Here is a 14,635-nt window from a genome sequence, read left to right as displayed (position 1 = left end):
GGTGCTGAACTACCGCAATCCGCTGGCGCGGCGGGTCACCTCGCTCGGCGACGGCGGGCCGGTCGAGGCGGCCGTCCAGGCCCTGTACGGGCAGGCGCTGCTGCTCGGCCACCATCCGCTGCGGCCCGTCGACACGGCGGTCCTGAACCGTTCCTTCATCGGCCTGCTGGAGTGGGCCGTCCACTCCCCGGAGGGCCCCGTTGAGCATGGATGACGTCTACGCGCTGATGGCGCGGTCGCAGGAGCTGCCCTACGGGGAGGCCCGCACCGTCCTCATCGAGGACGCGCTGCGCCGCGCCGAGGCGGCGGGCGACGAGGTCCTCGCGTTCCACGTGCGGGTCAGGCTGACCGACGCCTACCGGTACGGCGGCGAGCCCGTGAAGGCGTTCGCGACGTTCAGCCGCACGCTGGCCGACCACGACCGCGACCCCGCCCGGTTCGACGAGACGCACAGCCTGCTGTGGCAGATGAAGGCGGTGGTCAGCTCCCTGACCTCGTTCCCCGAGATCCCGCTGGACCGCGCCTACGCCGTCCTCGACGACATGGAGCGGCGCTACAAGGCGGGCGGGCACAGCCTCCAGGCGGTGTACCACTACCGCAACGTGGTGGCGCGGCACATCGGCGACGCTTCGGCGCACGAGTGGTTCGTGAAGTGGCGCGCCGCCGAGCGGGACGAGCTGTCCGACTGCGAGGGCTGCGACCCGACCGGCATGGCCCGCCACCTGGTCGAGGCCGGACGGCACGAGGAGGCGTTCGAGATCGCCGCGCCGGTGCTGAGCGCGCGGCTGTCCTGCAACGAGCAGCCGCAGTCGATCCAGACGGCGCTGCTGCCGGTGTACCTGCGCATGGGCCGGCTGGAGGAGGCCGCCGCCGCGCACCGCCGCGCCTACCGGGTGCACCGGGCGCGCCTCGCCGACCTCGGCGACATCGGCGAGCACCTGGAGTTCTGCGCGGTCACGGGCAACGGGGCGCGCGGCCTGGAGATCCTGCAGCGGCACCTCGGCTGGCTCGACCGGGCCCCGAGCGCGCACGCCGACATGGAGTTCTCCGCGGCGGCGGCCCTGCTGCTGGGGGCGGTCGAGGCGGCCGGGCACGGCGCGGCGACCGTCCGCCGGCCGGCGGCCGACGACCGCCCGGCGGCGGACGTGCCCCTGCCCGAGCTGCGCGCCGAGCTGGCCGAGCGCGCGACGGCGCTGGCGGCCCGGTTCGACGCCCGCAACGGCACGTCCCACCAGGGCGACAAGGTGCGCGCCACGCTGGAGGCCGAGCCGGTCGTCGACTTCCTGCCGCTGGCCCCCCACCACCGCCGCCCCGCGCCCGCCCCCGCCCCGCGGACCCCCTTCGCGGACGACGCCGCCTCCGCCGACGCCCTCGCGTCCATGGACGATCTCGGGGAGCTGCTCGACCTGGTGGACCGGCGCCGCGCCGACGGCGACCTGCCCGGCATGCTCGCGGCCTTCCGGCGGTTCGACGCCGTCGCCGAGACCACCGGGCCGACGCCCTTCCAGAAGGCCCGCCGCCTGGACGGCCGGGGCGTCGAGCTGGCCGTCGAGGGCGACGGCCAGGGCGCCGCGCGGTGCTGGGAGGAGGCCTCCCGGCTGTACGCGGAGCTGGGCGAGGAGACGCGCCGGTACCGCGCGCTCGGCCGCCTCGGCGCGATGCGCGTCGACCTCGGCGACGTGGGCGGCCTGGAGCAGGTGGTCGCGTCCGCCGAGCACCTCACCGCGCATCCGGGGGAGGACGGCGACGCCACGGCCGCGCTGCTCCGCCTCGCCACCGCGCACCTCGGGCTGGACCGCCCGGCCGAGGCCCTGGCCGCGCTGGACCGGGTCGACACCGGCGACGCGCCCGACCGCGCCGGCGAGCTGTGGTTCCTGCGGGGTCAGGCGCTCCTGCGGACCGGCGACACCGGCGAGGCGGTGGCGGCGCTGCGCCGCTCCGCCGACGCGGCGCGCGCCTCCGGCGAGCCGGAGACGGTCGCCTCGCCCGGCCTGCTGCTCGCCCGCACCCTCGCCCGCGGGGAGACCGGCCCGGACGAGGAGGTGTTCGCCCTGCTCGACGAGGTGATCGCCGCGCTGCCCCCGTCGCCGATGCGCGCGGTGGCGCACTGCGACCGCGGCCTGGCGCTCCTCGCCGCCGACCGGCCGGCCGACGCCGTCGCCGACCTCGCCGAGGCCATCGCGGCCTGGACGGCCGAGGGCATGCACGAGCAGGCCGTCCACCTCCGCGTGGACCTCGCCGCCGCGTACCTGGCCGTGGGCCGCCACCTGGAGGCCGCCGAGACCGCCGAGGAGGCGCTGCCCGGACTGGACGGCGACCCCGCCCGGCGCTGCCGCCTGATCCTCGCGCACGCGCAGAAGGACATGGGCGAGGAGGACGCCGCCGCGACGTTCGCCGACCTCGCCGAGGACGCCGCGCGGGACGGCCGGCACGACGCCGTCGCGCACTTCCTGGAGGAGGCCGGGGGCGTCCTGACCGCCCTCGACAGGGACGCCCAGGCCGCCGCCCGGTTCGCCGAGGCCGCCGAGGCCAACGAGAAGGCGGGCGATCCCTACGGGGTGGTCCGCACCCGCCGCCGCGCCGCGATGAGCCTGCTGTGGAGCGGCGACGCCGACGAGGCCGTCGCCGTCATGGACGCGGCCCGCGCGGCCCTGGCCGGGCTGCCCCCGGACAACGAGCCCGCCCGCGTCTGGGAGACCGCCCTCGTCTCCTACGACCAGGCCCGCGTCCTCGGCCAGGTCGGCCGCCTCCCCGAGGCGGCCGCGCACGCCGCGGCCGCCGCCGACGGCTTCACCACCCTGGACGAGACCGACGCCGCGGAGGAGGCCACCCGCCTGCACGACGACCTCAAGTCGGCCCTCAGCTGACGCGGTGGGCGCCCTCGGAGGGGGGCGCCTCCAGGAACTCCGGGGCCGTCCAGCCGCGGTCGGCGTAGGCGGCCGTGATCGCGTCCCGCACCTTCTGGGCCCGGGCGGCCGGGGTGAGGACGATGGCGGAGCCGCCGAAGCCGCCGCCCACCATGCGGCCGCCCCGGGCGCCCGCGCGCACCGCGGCGTCGACGGCGGCGTCGGCCTCGGGCCAGGAGACCTCGAACTGGTCGCGCAGGGACAGGTGCGAGGCGTTCAGCATGGCGCCGAGCTCGGGGAGGGCGCCGGCGCGCAGCAGCCCGACGGCGGCCTCGACCCGGTGGTTCTCGGTGACGACGTGCTGGACGCGGCGGCGCAGGACGGGGTCGCGCAGCGCCGCGAGGGCGGCGGCGAGGTCCTTGACGTCGCGCAGGGCCTGGACGCCGAGCAGGGACGCGGCCTCCTCGCACTCCGCGCGGCGGCGGCCGTAGTCGCCGCCCGTGAGCGCGTGCGAGGCCCGCGTGTCGACCACCAGCAGGACCATGCCCGAGGCGGCCGGGTCGAACGGGACCTGCGACGACAGACCGCTGCGGCAGTCGAGCATCAGCGCCCGGCCGGGCGTGCACAGCAGGGAAGCCGACTGGTCCATGAGGCCGCAGGGCATGCCGACCTGCTCGTTCTCGGCGCGCTGCGCCAGCCGGGCCAGCGCGGGACGGTCGATCTCCACGCCGTGCAGGTCGCACAGCGCCAGCGCCGTCGCGCACTCCAGGGCGGCGGACGAGGAGAGGCCCGCGCCCTGCGGGAGGTCGGAGTCGATCAGCAGGGACGCGCCGCCCGTGCCGTGCTCGCGCAGCACGCGCGCGACGCCGACCGGGTACGCGGCCCACTCGCGGTCGGCGGGCCAGTTCTCGGCGGCGACCGTCCCGCCGTCCACGGGCGCGGTGACGGTGGCGGCGGCCTGCAGCGAGCGGACCTCCACGACGCCGTCGTCGCGGCGGGCGGCGGCGACCGAGACGCCGTGCGGGAGTGCGAACGGCAGGACGAAGCCGTCGTTGTAGTCGGTGTGCTCGCCGATCAGGTTGACCCGGCCGGGCGCGCGCCACACGCCCTCCGGGGCCCGCCCGAACGCCTCGGCGAAGGCCTCGCTGAGCGCGCCGCTCATCGGGAGCGCAGGAAGGTCCACGCGTCGCCGACCATGGTGCGCAGATCGCGTTCGGGCTTCCAGCCGAGCCGTGCCTGGATCTTCTCCGAGGAGGCGACCAGCACGGCCGGGTCGCCGGGACGGCGCGGCGCCACCTCGGCGGGGATGGCGCGGCCGGTCACCTCGCGGCAGACCTCGACGACCTCGCGGACCGAGTTGCCGGTGCCGCTGCCCAGGTTGAAGATCTCGTGGCGGCCGGGCTCGCAGGCGTCCAGCGCGAGCAGGTGGGCGCGGCCGAGGTCGGTCACGTGGATGTAGTCGCGGACGCAGGTGCCGTCCGGGGTCGGGTAGTCGTCGCCGAACATCTTCACGGCGTCGCCGCCGCCCGCCTGCGCGATCCTCAGCACGTTCGGGATCAGGTGGGTCTCGACCGTGTGGCGCTCGCCGAGCCGCCCGTACGCGCCGGCCACGTTGAAGTACCGCAGCGACACCCCGCCGATCCCGTGCAGCCGCGCGTACTCGGCGAGGGCCGTGTCGATCGCCAGCTTGGACGCCCCGTAGGGGTTGGTCGGACGGGTCGGGTCGGTCTCCAGGATCGGCGTCGACTCCGGCTCGCCGTAGGTCGCGGCCGTCGAGGAGAACACGATCCGGGGCACGCCCGCGACGCGCATCGCCTCCAGCAGGGCGAGGGACTCGCCGAGGTTCTTGTCCCAGTACAGGCCGGGCTTCTCGACGGACTCCCCGACGAGCGAGCGGGCCGCGAAGTGCAGCACGGCGCCGAACCCGGCGCCGCCGAGCACCTCCGCCGCCGCGTCGCGCAGCGTGCCGCGCACCAGCCGTGCGCCCTCGGGCACCGCGTCCGCGTGCCCGGTGGACAGGTCGTCGAGCACGACGACCTCGTGCCCCGCCTCCAGCAGCAGAGCGGAGACGACGCTGCCGACGTAGCCGGCGCCTCCGGTGACGAGCAGCTTCACTGACGGACCTCCACGACGAGACTCTCGGCCGGTTCACGATCATCAGGACGGCGAGACCCGTCCAGGCCGAGGGGTCCGCCCAGGCTATCCGGAACGCCGAACGGGGAAGGCTGAACCCATGGACCGGACGCCGTCCCGGCCGCTCGTGGGGCCCGCGGGAGCGCTCGCCCGCCCCCTGGCGCGGCTGCTGTCGAGCTCGACCCACCTCGTCGTGCGGCTGTCGGGCGGCGACCCGGGCGCGCTCCGCGGGGAGATCACCGCGGAGCGGATGCGCACGCTGGTCGCCCAGAACACGCAGCTCACCCCGGACGAGCGGGCGCTGATCGGGGAGGTGTTCGCGGCGGGGGAGCGGCCGCTGCGCGAGGTCCTCGTCCCGCGCACCGAGGTGGAGTTCCTGGACGCCGCGCTCCCGCTGACCGCCGCCGCCCGGATCGCCGCCGGCAGCCCGCACTCGCGGTTCCCGGTCTGCCGCGACTCCCACGACGAGGTGATCGGGTTCGTGCACATCCGCGACCTGCTGGCGCCCGTCCTGCCGGACGGGCCCGCCCCGGGCGTCCCCGGCGACGGCCCGGTGGGCGGTCTGGTGCGGCCGGTGAAATTCCTGCCGTCCTCCAAGCGGGTGCTGCCGGCGCTGTCGGAGATGCGCCGCGAGGGCTGCCACCTGGCGATCGTCATGGACGAGTACGGCGGCGTCGCCGGCATCGTCACGCTGGAGGACCTCCTGGAGGAGCTCATCGGCGACATCCGCGACGAATATGATGTCCAGGACGCGCAGGCACGGCGCCTGCACGGCGGGGTGGTCGAGGTCGACGGCCTGCTCAACCTGGACGACTTCGCCGCCGAGACCGGCATCCGGCTCCCGGCCGGGCCGTACGAGACGGTCGCCGGGCACATCATGGCGGTGCTGCGCCGCGTGCCCGCCGAGGGCGACTCGGTGGACGCCGGCGGTCGCCGGCTCGCCGTGGCCCGGATGGAGGGCCGGCGGGTGGCCCGCGTGCGCGTCATGCCGCGGGCGTCGCCGCAGGCCGCACCGGTGCCGCCCGGCACGCCGTCCGCGACCCCGCGGGCGGTGGCAGGCGACGCCGCCGCCGGCCCCGGCACCCTGCAGGCCACCGGCGGCGAAGTCTCAAGCGACACCTGAGAGAATCGGTCCGTGCACATGCCCGAAGCGCCCAGCCCCGAAGCGTCCGCCGGAACGGCCGCGGCACCGCCGCGCGTGCTGTCCGGCATCCAGCCCACCGCCGACTCGTTCCACCTCGGCAACTACCTGGGGGCGCTCCGGCAGTGGGTCTCGATGCAGGACACCCACGACGCCTTCTACTGCGTGGTGGACCTGCACGCGATCACCGTCGAGCACGACCCCGCGCTGCTGCGCCGCCGGACCAAGGTCGCCGTCGCCCAGCTCCTCGCGATGGGCCTGGACCCCGAGCGCGCCACGGTGTTCGTGCAGAGCCACGTCCCCGAGCACGCCGAGCTGGCCTGGGTCCTCGGCTGCCTCACCGGCTTCGGCGAGGCCCAGCGGATGACGCAGTTCAAGGACAAGTCGTCCAAGCAGGGCACGGGCGGGACGACGGTCGGGCTGTTCACCTACCCGGTCCTCCAGGCCGCCGACATCCTGCTCTACTCGCCCGACCCCACCGCCGAGGGCGGCCGGGCGCTGCGCGTCCCCGTCGGGGAGGACCAGCGTCAGCACCTGGAGCTGACCCGCACCCTCGCGCAGCGGTTCAACCACCGCTTCGGCGACACGTTCGTCCCGCCGGACGCGCACATCCCCGAGGGCGCCGCGAAGATCACCGACCTGCAGGAGCCGGACGCCAAGATGAGCAAGTCGGCGTCCTCGCCGCAGGGGATCATCGACGTGCTGGAGGAGCCCGGCCCGATGCGCAAGAAGATCATGCGCGCGGTCACCGACACCGGCTCCGAGGTCGTCTACGACGAGGAGAAGAAGGCCGGCGTCACCAACCTCCTGCGGATCTTCTCCGCGCTGGAGGGCACCTCCGTGCCCGACCTGGAGAGCCGCTACGCGGGCTCGGGCTACGGGCAGTTCAAGAAGGACCTCGCGCAGGTCGTCCTCGACACGTTCACGCCGATCAGGGAGCGCACCCTCACGCTTCTGGAGGACGAGGAGCGGCTCGACCGGGTGCTCGCCCTGGGAGCCGAGCGCGCCTCCAGGGTCGCCACCGCGACGATGGAGACCGTGCGCGAACGGGTGGGATTCGTGGGACGTGGCCGCTGACGGCCCCGCCCGCGACGCCGCGGAGGGCCCCGGGAAGGCGCCCTCCGCCGCCGGGGGCGTGACCCCCGGCGGGGACGGCGGCGTGCGCACCATCGGCGTCGCCATCCCCATCCCCGACCCGTTCGGGGCCTTCCTCCAGGCGCGGCGGGCCTCGTTCGGGGATCCGCTCGCCCACGCGATCCCGACGCACATCACGCTGCTGCCGCCGACCGAGGTCTCCGAGTCGGGGATCGACGCCGTCCAGGAGCATCTGCGGGCCGTCGCGGCGACCGAGACCCCGTTCCCGATCAAGTTGCGAGGCAGCGGAACGTTCCGGCCGGTGTCACCGGTCGTATTCGTGGCGCTCGCCGAAGGAATCGGCGGTTGCGAGCGGGTTCAGGCGAAAGTTCTGTCGGGTCCGCTCGCCCGGCCGCTGCCGTTCCCGTACCACCCGCACGTGACCATCGCCCACCACCTCCCCGAGAGCGTCATGGACCAGGCGTTCAAGGAGCTCGCCGGCTACAGCGCCGACTTCGAGGCGTGGGGGTTCTCCCTGTACGAGCACGGGCGGGACGGCGTCTGGCGCCCGCAGTGCGACTTCATCTTCGGCGACGGCGCGGTGCCGTCTCCGGGCGGCGACCGCGGCGGGCCCACCCCCGGATGAGCGGGCCGCGCGAGACGCTGCGTTGACCGTTCGATTACCGTCTGCGGCATCGACCGGCCCGCGTTGGGTACGTTGCGTGCATGCGGCAGGTGATCGGCAGGGTTCAGCGGCGGAGCGAGTCCCTGTTCGGCGACGGGAAGGCGCTGCTGCAACGCTCCCGGGAGCGGTCACGGTGGTTCGACCACCAGGTGCGCGCGTTGGAGCGGTACCAGGAGCGCCGCGGCGACCGGCTCGCCGCCGCCCTCACCAGCTACGCGTTCCTGTCGTTCTTCCCGCTGATGGCGCTGGCGTACGCGCTTCTCGGCTATCTCGTCGGGGTCAGCGACGAGGCCCGCGCCTACTTCGTCCGGGCGATCAGCTCGCAGCTGCCGGGGCTCGCGGGCCAGCTGGACGTCGAGCAGATCGCCCAGTCCAAGACCGCCGTCGGGGTCCTCGGCCTGGTCGCGCTGCTGGTCACCGGGATCGGCTGGGTGCAGGTGCTGCGCGAGTCCCTGCGCGACATCTGGGGCAACGAGCCGGGCGGCGGCGGCAACTTCTTCCTGAAGCGGCTCTGGGACGGGGGCGTGCTGGCGTTCCTCGGGCTCATCCTGATCTGCGGCATGGCGGTCACGACGGTCACGACGTCCGCCACCCACACCGTCCTCGGCTGGCTCGGCCTGGAGCACGTCCCCGGCGCCGGGACCGGGCTGCGGCTGCTGTCCCTCGCCTGCGCCATCTTCTTCGACACCGTGGTCTTCCTGGCCCTGTTCAGCCGGCTGTCGGGCACCCGGGCGCCCTGGCGCCGGATCATCCGGGGCGCGCTCTTCGGCGCGGTCGGCTTCGAGATCCTCAAGCAGATCGCGGCCTTCCTGATCGGGCGGACGACGCAGAACCCCGTCTACGGCACGTTCGCGGTGCTGGTCGGCCTGATGGTGTGGATCAACATCGCGACCCGGTTCGCGCTGTTCGTCGCCGCCTGGACCGCGACGCGCCGCGTCGTCCTCACCGCGGACGCCGCCAACCCGGAGAACAGCGTCGACCGCGCGGAGGTCGAGGCGCTCCAGGAGCGCGCCGGAGAGAGGCCCGGCAGGCACGAGAGGCCCGCGGAGAACGAGGACCCGGCCGAGGACGGGGCCGAGGCCCGCCGCCGGAAGCCCGGCCGCCACGAGAAACCGGCCGAGGCCGCGAAGCCCAAGGAAGACGAAAAGCCGCTCGAAACCGGAAAACCGGCCTAGGACCTGTCTCGAATTGGCCAGGCCACGCGCGAACGCGTGACCTGGCCGGTGGAGCGAAGCCGGAGGCGAGCGGAGCCGGGCAGATCGCGAAGCGATGCCGCGTTCGCCCAGGCCCGGTCACGCAGCGAGCCGCCAGGCGAGCGAAGTGGGCCGGGACGTTGAAACACAGCCGCCAGGCGAGCGAAGTGGGCCGGGACTGTGAAACACGGTCAGGTCCAGAAGGCGTCGTTGGCGTACTGGTCCTCGGCCAGGGTGCGAATCTCGGTGATCTTTCCGTCGCGGAAGCGGAACAGGTCGACGGCGCGGCCGTCCAGGATGCGGCCGGGGCGCTCGGCGCAGGTCTGGACGAGGGCGGCGCCGTACTCGTCGTTGGCCATGACCGAGTAGGGCTCGGTGTGGAACGTCCCGCCGGACAGCTCGAACAGCCGGACGTAGAAGCCCAGGACCTCCTCGGGTGTCCGGTACACGCCGCAGACGGGCCCGCGTCCGGGGACGCGGTGCACGACGTCGTCGGCGAGCAGCTCGCGGATGAGGTCCATGTCGCCCTTGTCGAAGGCCGTGTAGCCGTCCTTCAGCAGCGTCACGTTCGGATGCTCGTACGTCGGCGGCGGCTCCGGTGCGAGGGCGAAGGCGCCGGGCAAGGGGACATACAAGTCGGACATGGCGCAGTTCCTCCCCCGCGGCGCCGTTCCGCCGTCCCCCGGCGGTGACGCGATCACCGGCGCCACCGCGAGCGTAAGCCCGCCCGGCGCGGCGGTGCCAGGCCCGTGGGAAGGGGTGGGGGAAGCTTTACCGGCCGCCGCGGAAGCGGGCCGCCTCCAGCCGCCGCCTGCGGCGCAGCACCACGTACAGCACCGCGATCGCGAGCAGGGCGCCGACCGCGCCGCCGCCGACGAGCAGCCACATGCGGGACGAGTCGTCGGAGGCGAGCGGCGCGTCGGGCAGCACGCCCGAGCCGCCGTTCTTGCGGGTCTGCTCGATGTCGCCGGGCGGGACGAGCGTGCCCACCGGCTGGACCCTGCCGCGCGCGGCGAAGCCCCAGTCCAGCAGCTTGGCCGCGTACGCCGACGGCGGCATGTCCGCCCGCATCAGCGAGATCACGATCGTGTGCCCGCCGCGGCGCGCCTGGGCGACGAAGGTCTGCTGGGCGGCGATCGTGTAGCCGTTCTTGCCGCCGAGCATCCCGGGGTAGGCCAGCCGCTCGCCCGGGAGCATGTGGTTGTGCGTGTGGATCGGGTACCCGCCGACCTTCTTGCCCTTCTTGCGCTCCTTCTTGGTCGGGGGCGCCGGAAACGGGAAGTCGATCGCCTGCATGTAGGCGCGGTACTCGGGGTTCTTCATCCCCTCGCGCAGGATGAGCGCGAGGTCGTAGGCCGAGGTGTGCTGCGTCCGGACGTTCAGCCCGAGGTCCTTGTCCAGCCCGTTCGGGGATCCGGCGAGCGTGTCGCGCGCGTTGATCCGCCGGGCCTCGGCGTTCATGTCGGCGAGGGTCCTGCCCATCCCGCCGTCGGCCTCGGCCAGCGTCACCGCCGCGTCGTTGGCCGACATCATCAGCAGCGCGTGGAACAGGTCGGAGACCTTGTACTGCATCTTCGGCGTCAGCCCGACCTTGGTGCCCTCGGTGTCGCACGCCTTCTGGGACGGCCGGACGAGCCGGTTCGGGTCCAGCTTGGGGACGAGCGTCAGCGCGGTGAGGGTCTTGAGGGTGCTGGCGGGCAGGTAGTGCCCGTGCGGGTCCTTGGCGGCCAGGACCTCGCCGGTGTCGGCGTCCGCGATCAGGTACGAGGCCGCCTTGATCTTCGGCGGGGCCGGGACGCCCGGGGCCGTGTTCGCGACGACGCCGCGGCTCGCGAGCCGGGGCCCGCCGACCGTCTGCGCGGACGGCGACGCCACGGGTGACGCCTCGGCGCGCGCGCCCCCGCCCGGGGAGGCTCCGGCACGCGCGGCGCCGGCCGGTGCGGCGGCGAGCGCGGGGGCCGCCGCGAGCGAGGCGGCCGTGACCGGCACGGTGATCAACGTCAGGGCGCGGCGGACGCCGGCCGGCCCTCGTCGCTGTCCTGGCAAGCTCCCGACGCTCCTCAGTCCCATGGGAGCGCGATCGCTCCCGGCGCGCAGGCGCCCAACGCCCATGACTCCCCCCGAAGACTAGGCGACCTATCCGGCGAAGAGGTACCCGATCGCGAATCCGGCAAGCGCGGGGCGCAGGCGACGGACGTGACGTCAGGGTGCAGCGGTCATATCCCGGTACGTATGGGGCGAGGCCGATCGGTTACGATCCGTCATGGACGAGACTTTGAGACGGGCTGACGGTATTTTGGACGGACTGACTAGTTCGATCTAGCGGTGCGGACGCCAAGATCGTGACCGAAAAGTAGGACGTCCGCCCCCCTTCCGACGGCTCGCATGAGTCAATTGATCCGCAAAGGGCATGGACGCCCGGCAGGGGGCGGGCACGGACGCCATCATGGAACGAACACGTGACCTGGACCGGCGTTTGTCCAGGCTTAGGGACCCGCTGGCTGAATTGCGCCACGTGCCACGCAACGACCTGCAAGGATTGTGGACGGAGGTTGGCCGTGGCCATTGACTTCAACGCATCGCACGGGTCGACGCTCGGCGTCGAGTGGGAGATCCAGCTCGTCGATGCGGAGACCAGGCACCTGCGGCAGGACGCACGCGAGGTGCTCGCCGCCCTGCCTTCGCTCAGTGACGACGGCGACAACCCGCGCGTCCGGCACGAGCTGATGGAGTCCACCATCGAGGTGGTGACCGGGATCAGCGACACCGTGGGGGAGGCCAAGGCCGACCTGGCCGGCACCCTCACCGACCTGCGCGCCGCCGCCGCGGACCGCGGCCTCGCCCTCGCCTGCACGGGCACCCACCCGATCAGCGACTGGCGGGAGGCGGTGATGGCGCCCATGGGGCGCTACGCCAAGCTGGTCGAGGAGATGCAGTGGCTGGCCCGGCGCATCCAGACGTTCGGCGTTCACGTCCACGTCGGCATCTCCGACGGCGCCAAGGCGATCCCGATCGTCAACGCGCTCTCGTCCTACCTTCCGCACTTCCTCGCGCTCACCGCGTCCAGCCCGTTCTGGAGCGGCAGCGACACCGGCCTCGCGTCCTGCCGGGCGGTCGTGTTCGGCCAGCTGCCCACGGCCGGGCCGCCCCATCTCCTAGACGACTGGGCGGCCTTCGAGGATTACATGGACACGCTGATGCGTTCGGGAACCATAAGGAGCATCAAGGAGGTCTGGTGGGACATCCGGCCGCATCCTGACTTCGGCACCGTCGAGATCAGGATGTTCGACGGGATTCCCACCCTGCGTGAGGTGGGGATGGCCGCCGCGCTGTGCCAGAGCCTCGTCACGCTGTTCGAGCAGCAGCTGGACCGCGGGTACACGCTGCCGCGGCCGGCCGCCTGGGTGGTGCGCGACAACAAGTGGCGCGCCACCAGGTACGGGCTCGACGCCATCGTCATCACCGACGACACGGGGAACACCGCTCCGCTCCGCGACGACCTGTACGAGCTGATCAGGGAGCTGGAACCGGTCGCCGACCGGCTCGGCTGCGCCGAGGAGCTCAAGGTCGCCGGCGAGGTGCTGGAGCACGGCGCCCCGTACGAGCGCCAGCGCGCGATCCGCGCCGGCGGAGGGACGCTGGAGAACATCGTCGACGCGGCGATCGCCGAGCTCGCGGAGGACAGGTTCGTCACACTGGGGGAGGTCGCACATGCCGGAGCCTGAGCAGCCGGACGGCGCCGGGAACCCCGCGGACACCGATCCCGCGAGCAGACCCGAGAACCGCACCGCATCCACCAACGAGAACATCACCCGGCGGGCGCCGCTAGGCTCCGCCGTCGCGCAGGGGGCGCACATGACATATCCGGGACCCGGGGTGATGCCCGGCCTTGAACCACCCGCCGCCCCGGGACACGAGAGTCCCGAGGGCCGGGAGGACCGGGGCGCCGCCGCCGGCGCCGCCGGAGTGAACGGGACGGCCTCCGGCGGGCCCGCACCGCACGACGCCGAGGGCTCGGCGCGGCGGCAGCGGGACGCGTCCGCCGCGGCGGCCGGAGCACCGGTCGTGTCCGGGCTCCCGGCGGTGCTCGGCGGCGCCGTGCTGCAGCCGCAGCTCGACGCGTTCCTCGCCGGGCACGAGGCGGAACTGATCGCCTTCCGCCGCGACCTGCACATGCACCCCGAGCTCGGCTACGCCGAGCACCGCACCACCCGCAGGCTCGCCGAGCGGCTCCGCGCGGCCGGGCTCGAACCCGTGATCCTGCCGAAGGGCACCGGGCTGTTCTGCGACATCGGCCCCGCCGACGGCACGACCGTGGCGCTGCGGGCCGACATCGACGCGCTCCCGCTCCAGGACGAGAAGGAGGGCGTCGCCTACCGGTCGACCGTCCCCGGCGTCGCGCACGCGTGCGGCCACGACGTGCACACCGCGATGGTGCTGGGCGCGGGCCTGTTCCTGGCCCAGCAGGCGGAGGCGGGGCTGCTGCCCGGCCGCGTCCGGCTGCTGTTCCAGCCCGCCGAGGAGACGCCCGGCGGAGCGCTGGACGTCATGGCCGCCGGCGGCATCGCGGGCGTCGACCGCGCCTTCGCGCTGCACTGCGACCCCCGCATCGAGGTCGGCCAGCTCGGGCTGCGCACCGGCCCGATCACCGCGGCCTGCGACAAGGTCTACGTGAAGGTCACCGGGCCCGGCGGGCACACCGCCCGGCCGCACCTGACCGCCGACCTGGTCTACGCGCTCGCCAAGATCGTCACCGAGCTGCCGTCCGCGCTGTCGCGGCGCGTCGACCCGCGCTCCAGCCTGTCGCTGGTGTGGGGCCGCGTCTCGGCCGGGTCCGTCGCCAACGCCATCCCCGACGACGGGATCGCCGAGGGCACCGTCCGCTGCCTGGACGACGAGGCGTGGCACCGGGCGCCGGAGATGATGAAGGCGCTGCTGCAGTCGGTCGCCGCCGCCTACGACGTGGAGGCGTCGCTGGACTACGTGCGGGGCGTCCCGCCGACCGTGAACGAGGTGGCCAGCGTGCAGATGTTCCGCGACGCGGCCGCCCAGGTCATGGACGAGGACGGCGTCGTGCCGACCCCGCAGAGCCTCGGCGGCGAGGACTTCGGCTGGTACCTGGAGTCGATCCCCGGCGCGCTCGCCCGGCTCGGCGTCCGCACTCCCGGCTCGCCCGGCGAGTACGACCTGCACCGCGGCGACTTCGACGTCGACGAGCGGTGCATCGCCGTCGGCATGAAGGTGCTGAGCGCGACCGCGCTGACCGCGCTGTGGGACGGCGGACGTCCCGGCGACGCCGAGTCGATCGAGGGCGCCGCGCTGGCCTAGACTCCCCCCGCCGGCCGGGCTTGATCACCAGGCGTCATCGCCCGGCCTGTCGCTTTCCGTCCTTTCGGACGCCCGCACACGAGGGCCTCGCGCGCCGGTCAGCGCCGTCCATGGCGGCGCTGACAAGCCGACGAACGGCCGCCCGTCCACGTCCCCGAGCGTGATCCTCAGCGTCACCGGCCTCGGCGCGGCCGGCCCCCCCACCCCCGGCCGGACGGTCCCGCCCCGCGCGGGC

At 74.1% G+C, this 14,635-nt stretch carries 11 protein-coding genes and 1 pseudogene; 8 read left to right on the top strand and 4 right to left on the bottom strand.

Annotated features, from left to right (window positions below; genetic code table 11):
- Positions 1-214, top strand: a pseudogene (locus AB0C69_RS22630) (HSP90 family protein); the annotation flags it as partial.
- Positions 201-2,867, top strand: a complete 2,667-nt coding sequence (locus AB0C69_RS22625) for a hypothetical protein (protein WP_360356558.1) — start codon at positions 201-203, stop codon at positions 2,865-2,867. The pseudogene AB0C69_RS22630 and the gene AB0C69_RS22625, both read left to right, overlap by 14 nt.
- On the opposite strand, the gene galK is transcribed toward AB0C69_RS22625, so the two are convergent.
- Positions 2,860-4,008, bottom strand: a complete 1,149-nt coding sequence (gene galK, locus AB0C69_RS22620; RefSeq protein ID WP_360356562.1) for a galactokinase — start codon at positions 4,006-4,008, stop codon at positions 2,860-2,862. The genes AB0C69_RS22625 and galK overlap by 8 nt on opposite strands.
- Complete coding sequence (gene galE / locus AB0C69_RS22615) at positions 4,005-4,961, bottom strand: UDP-glucose 4-epimerase GalE (protein WP_360356555.1); 957 nt, start codon at positions 4,959-4,961, stop codon at positions 4,005-4,007. The genes galK and galE overlap by 4 nt, the downstream gene beginning before the upstream one ends.
- Positions 4,962-5,079: 118 nt before the next feature.
- Here galE and AB0C69_RS22610 point away from each other — a divergent pair, with 118 nt between their 5' ends.
- The 4 genes from AB0C69_RS22610 to AB0C69_RS22595 all read left to right on the top strand — a co-directional run bounded on the left by AB0C69_RS22610 (position 5,080) and on the right by AB0C69_RS22595 (position 9,054).
- Positions 5,080-6,102, top strand: coding sequence for a hemolysin family protein (locus tag AB0C69_RS22610; RefSeq protein ID WP_360356552.1), 1,023 nt, complete (start codon positions 5,080-5,082; stop codon positions 6,100-6,102).
- An 18-nt stretch (positions 6,103-6,120) separates the two neighbouring features.
- The gene (gene trpS, locus AB0C69_RS22605) at positions 6,121-7,197 is read left to right on the top strand and encodes a tryptophan--tRNA ligase (RefSeq protein WP_353835093.1); all 1,077 of its coding nucleotides are present in this window, start codon (positions 6,121-6,123) and stop codon (positions 7,195-7,197) included.
- Complete coding sequence (locus AB0C69_RS22600) at positions 7,187-7,840, top strand: 2'-5' RNA ligase family protein (protein ID WP_360356550.1); 654 nt, start codon at positions 7,187-7,189, stop codon at positions 7,838-7,840. The genes trpS and AB0C69_RS22600 overlap by 11 nt, the downstream gene beginning before the upstream one ends.
- Positions 7,841-7,920: 80 nt before the next feature.
- Complete coding sequence (locus AB0C69_RS22595) at positions 7,921-9,054, top strand: YihY/virulence factor BrkB family protein (protein WP_360356547.1); 1,134 nt, start codon at positions 7,921-7,923, stop codon at positions 9,052-9,054.
- Between the two features lie 209 nt (positions 9,055-9,263).
- Here the strand turns inward: AB0C69_RS22595 and AB0C69_RS22590 are convergent, their stop codons facing one another.
- Positions 9,264-9,716 carry a nuclear transport factor 2 family protein gene (locus tag AB0C69_RS22590; protein ID WP_360356544.1) on the bottom strand — a complete coding sequence of 151 codons (453 nt, stop codon included), beginning with the start codon at positions 9,714-9,716 and terminating at the stop codon, positions 9,264-9,266.
- A 127-nt stretch (positions 9,717-9,843) separates the two neighbouring features.
- Positions 9,844-11,118, bottom strand: coding sequence for a D-alanyl-D-alanine carboxypeptidase (locus AB0C69_RS22585; protein ID WP_360356541.1), 1,275 nt, complete (start codon positions 11,116-11,118; stop codon positions 9,844-9,846).
- Between the two features lie 512 nt (positions 11,119-11,630).
- Here AB0C69_RS22585 and AB0C69_RS22580 point away from each other — a divergent pair.
- Positions 11,631-12,797, top strand: a complete 1,167-nt coding sequence (locus AB0C69_RS22580) for a glutamate--cysteine ligase (RefSeq protein WP_360356538.1) — start codon at positions 11,631-11,633, stop codon at positions 12,795-12,797.
- 358 nt (positions 12,798-13,155) lie between these two features.
- Positions 13,156-14,400, top strand: coding sequence for a M20 family metallopeptidase (locus tag AB0C69_RS22575; protein WP_345176843.1), 1,245 nt, complete (start codon positions 13,156-13,158; stop codon positions 14,398-14,400).
- Positions 14,401-14,635 lie beyond the last annotated feature (235 nt).

This window comes from Actinomadura sp. NPDC048032 (assembly GCF_040653175.1).
GTDB lineage: Bacteria > Actinomycetota > Actinomycetes > Streptosporangiales > Streptosporangiaceae > Spirillospora > Spirillospora verrucosospora.
The sequence above is the reverse complement of the archived record's forward strand: the minus strand, read 5'-3'. Positions and strand labels throughout refer to the sequence as shown.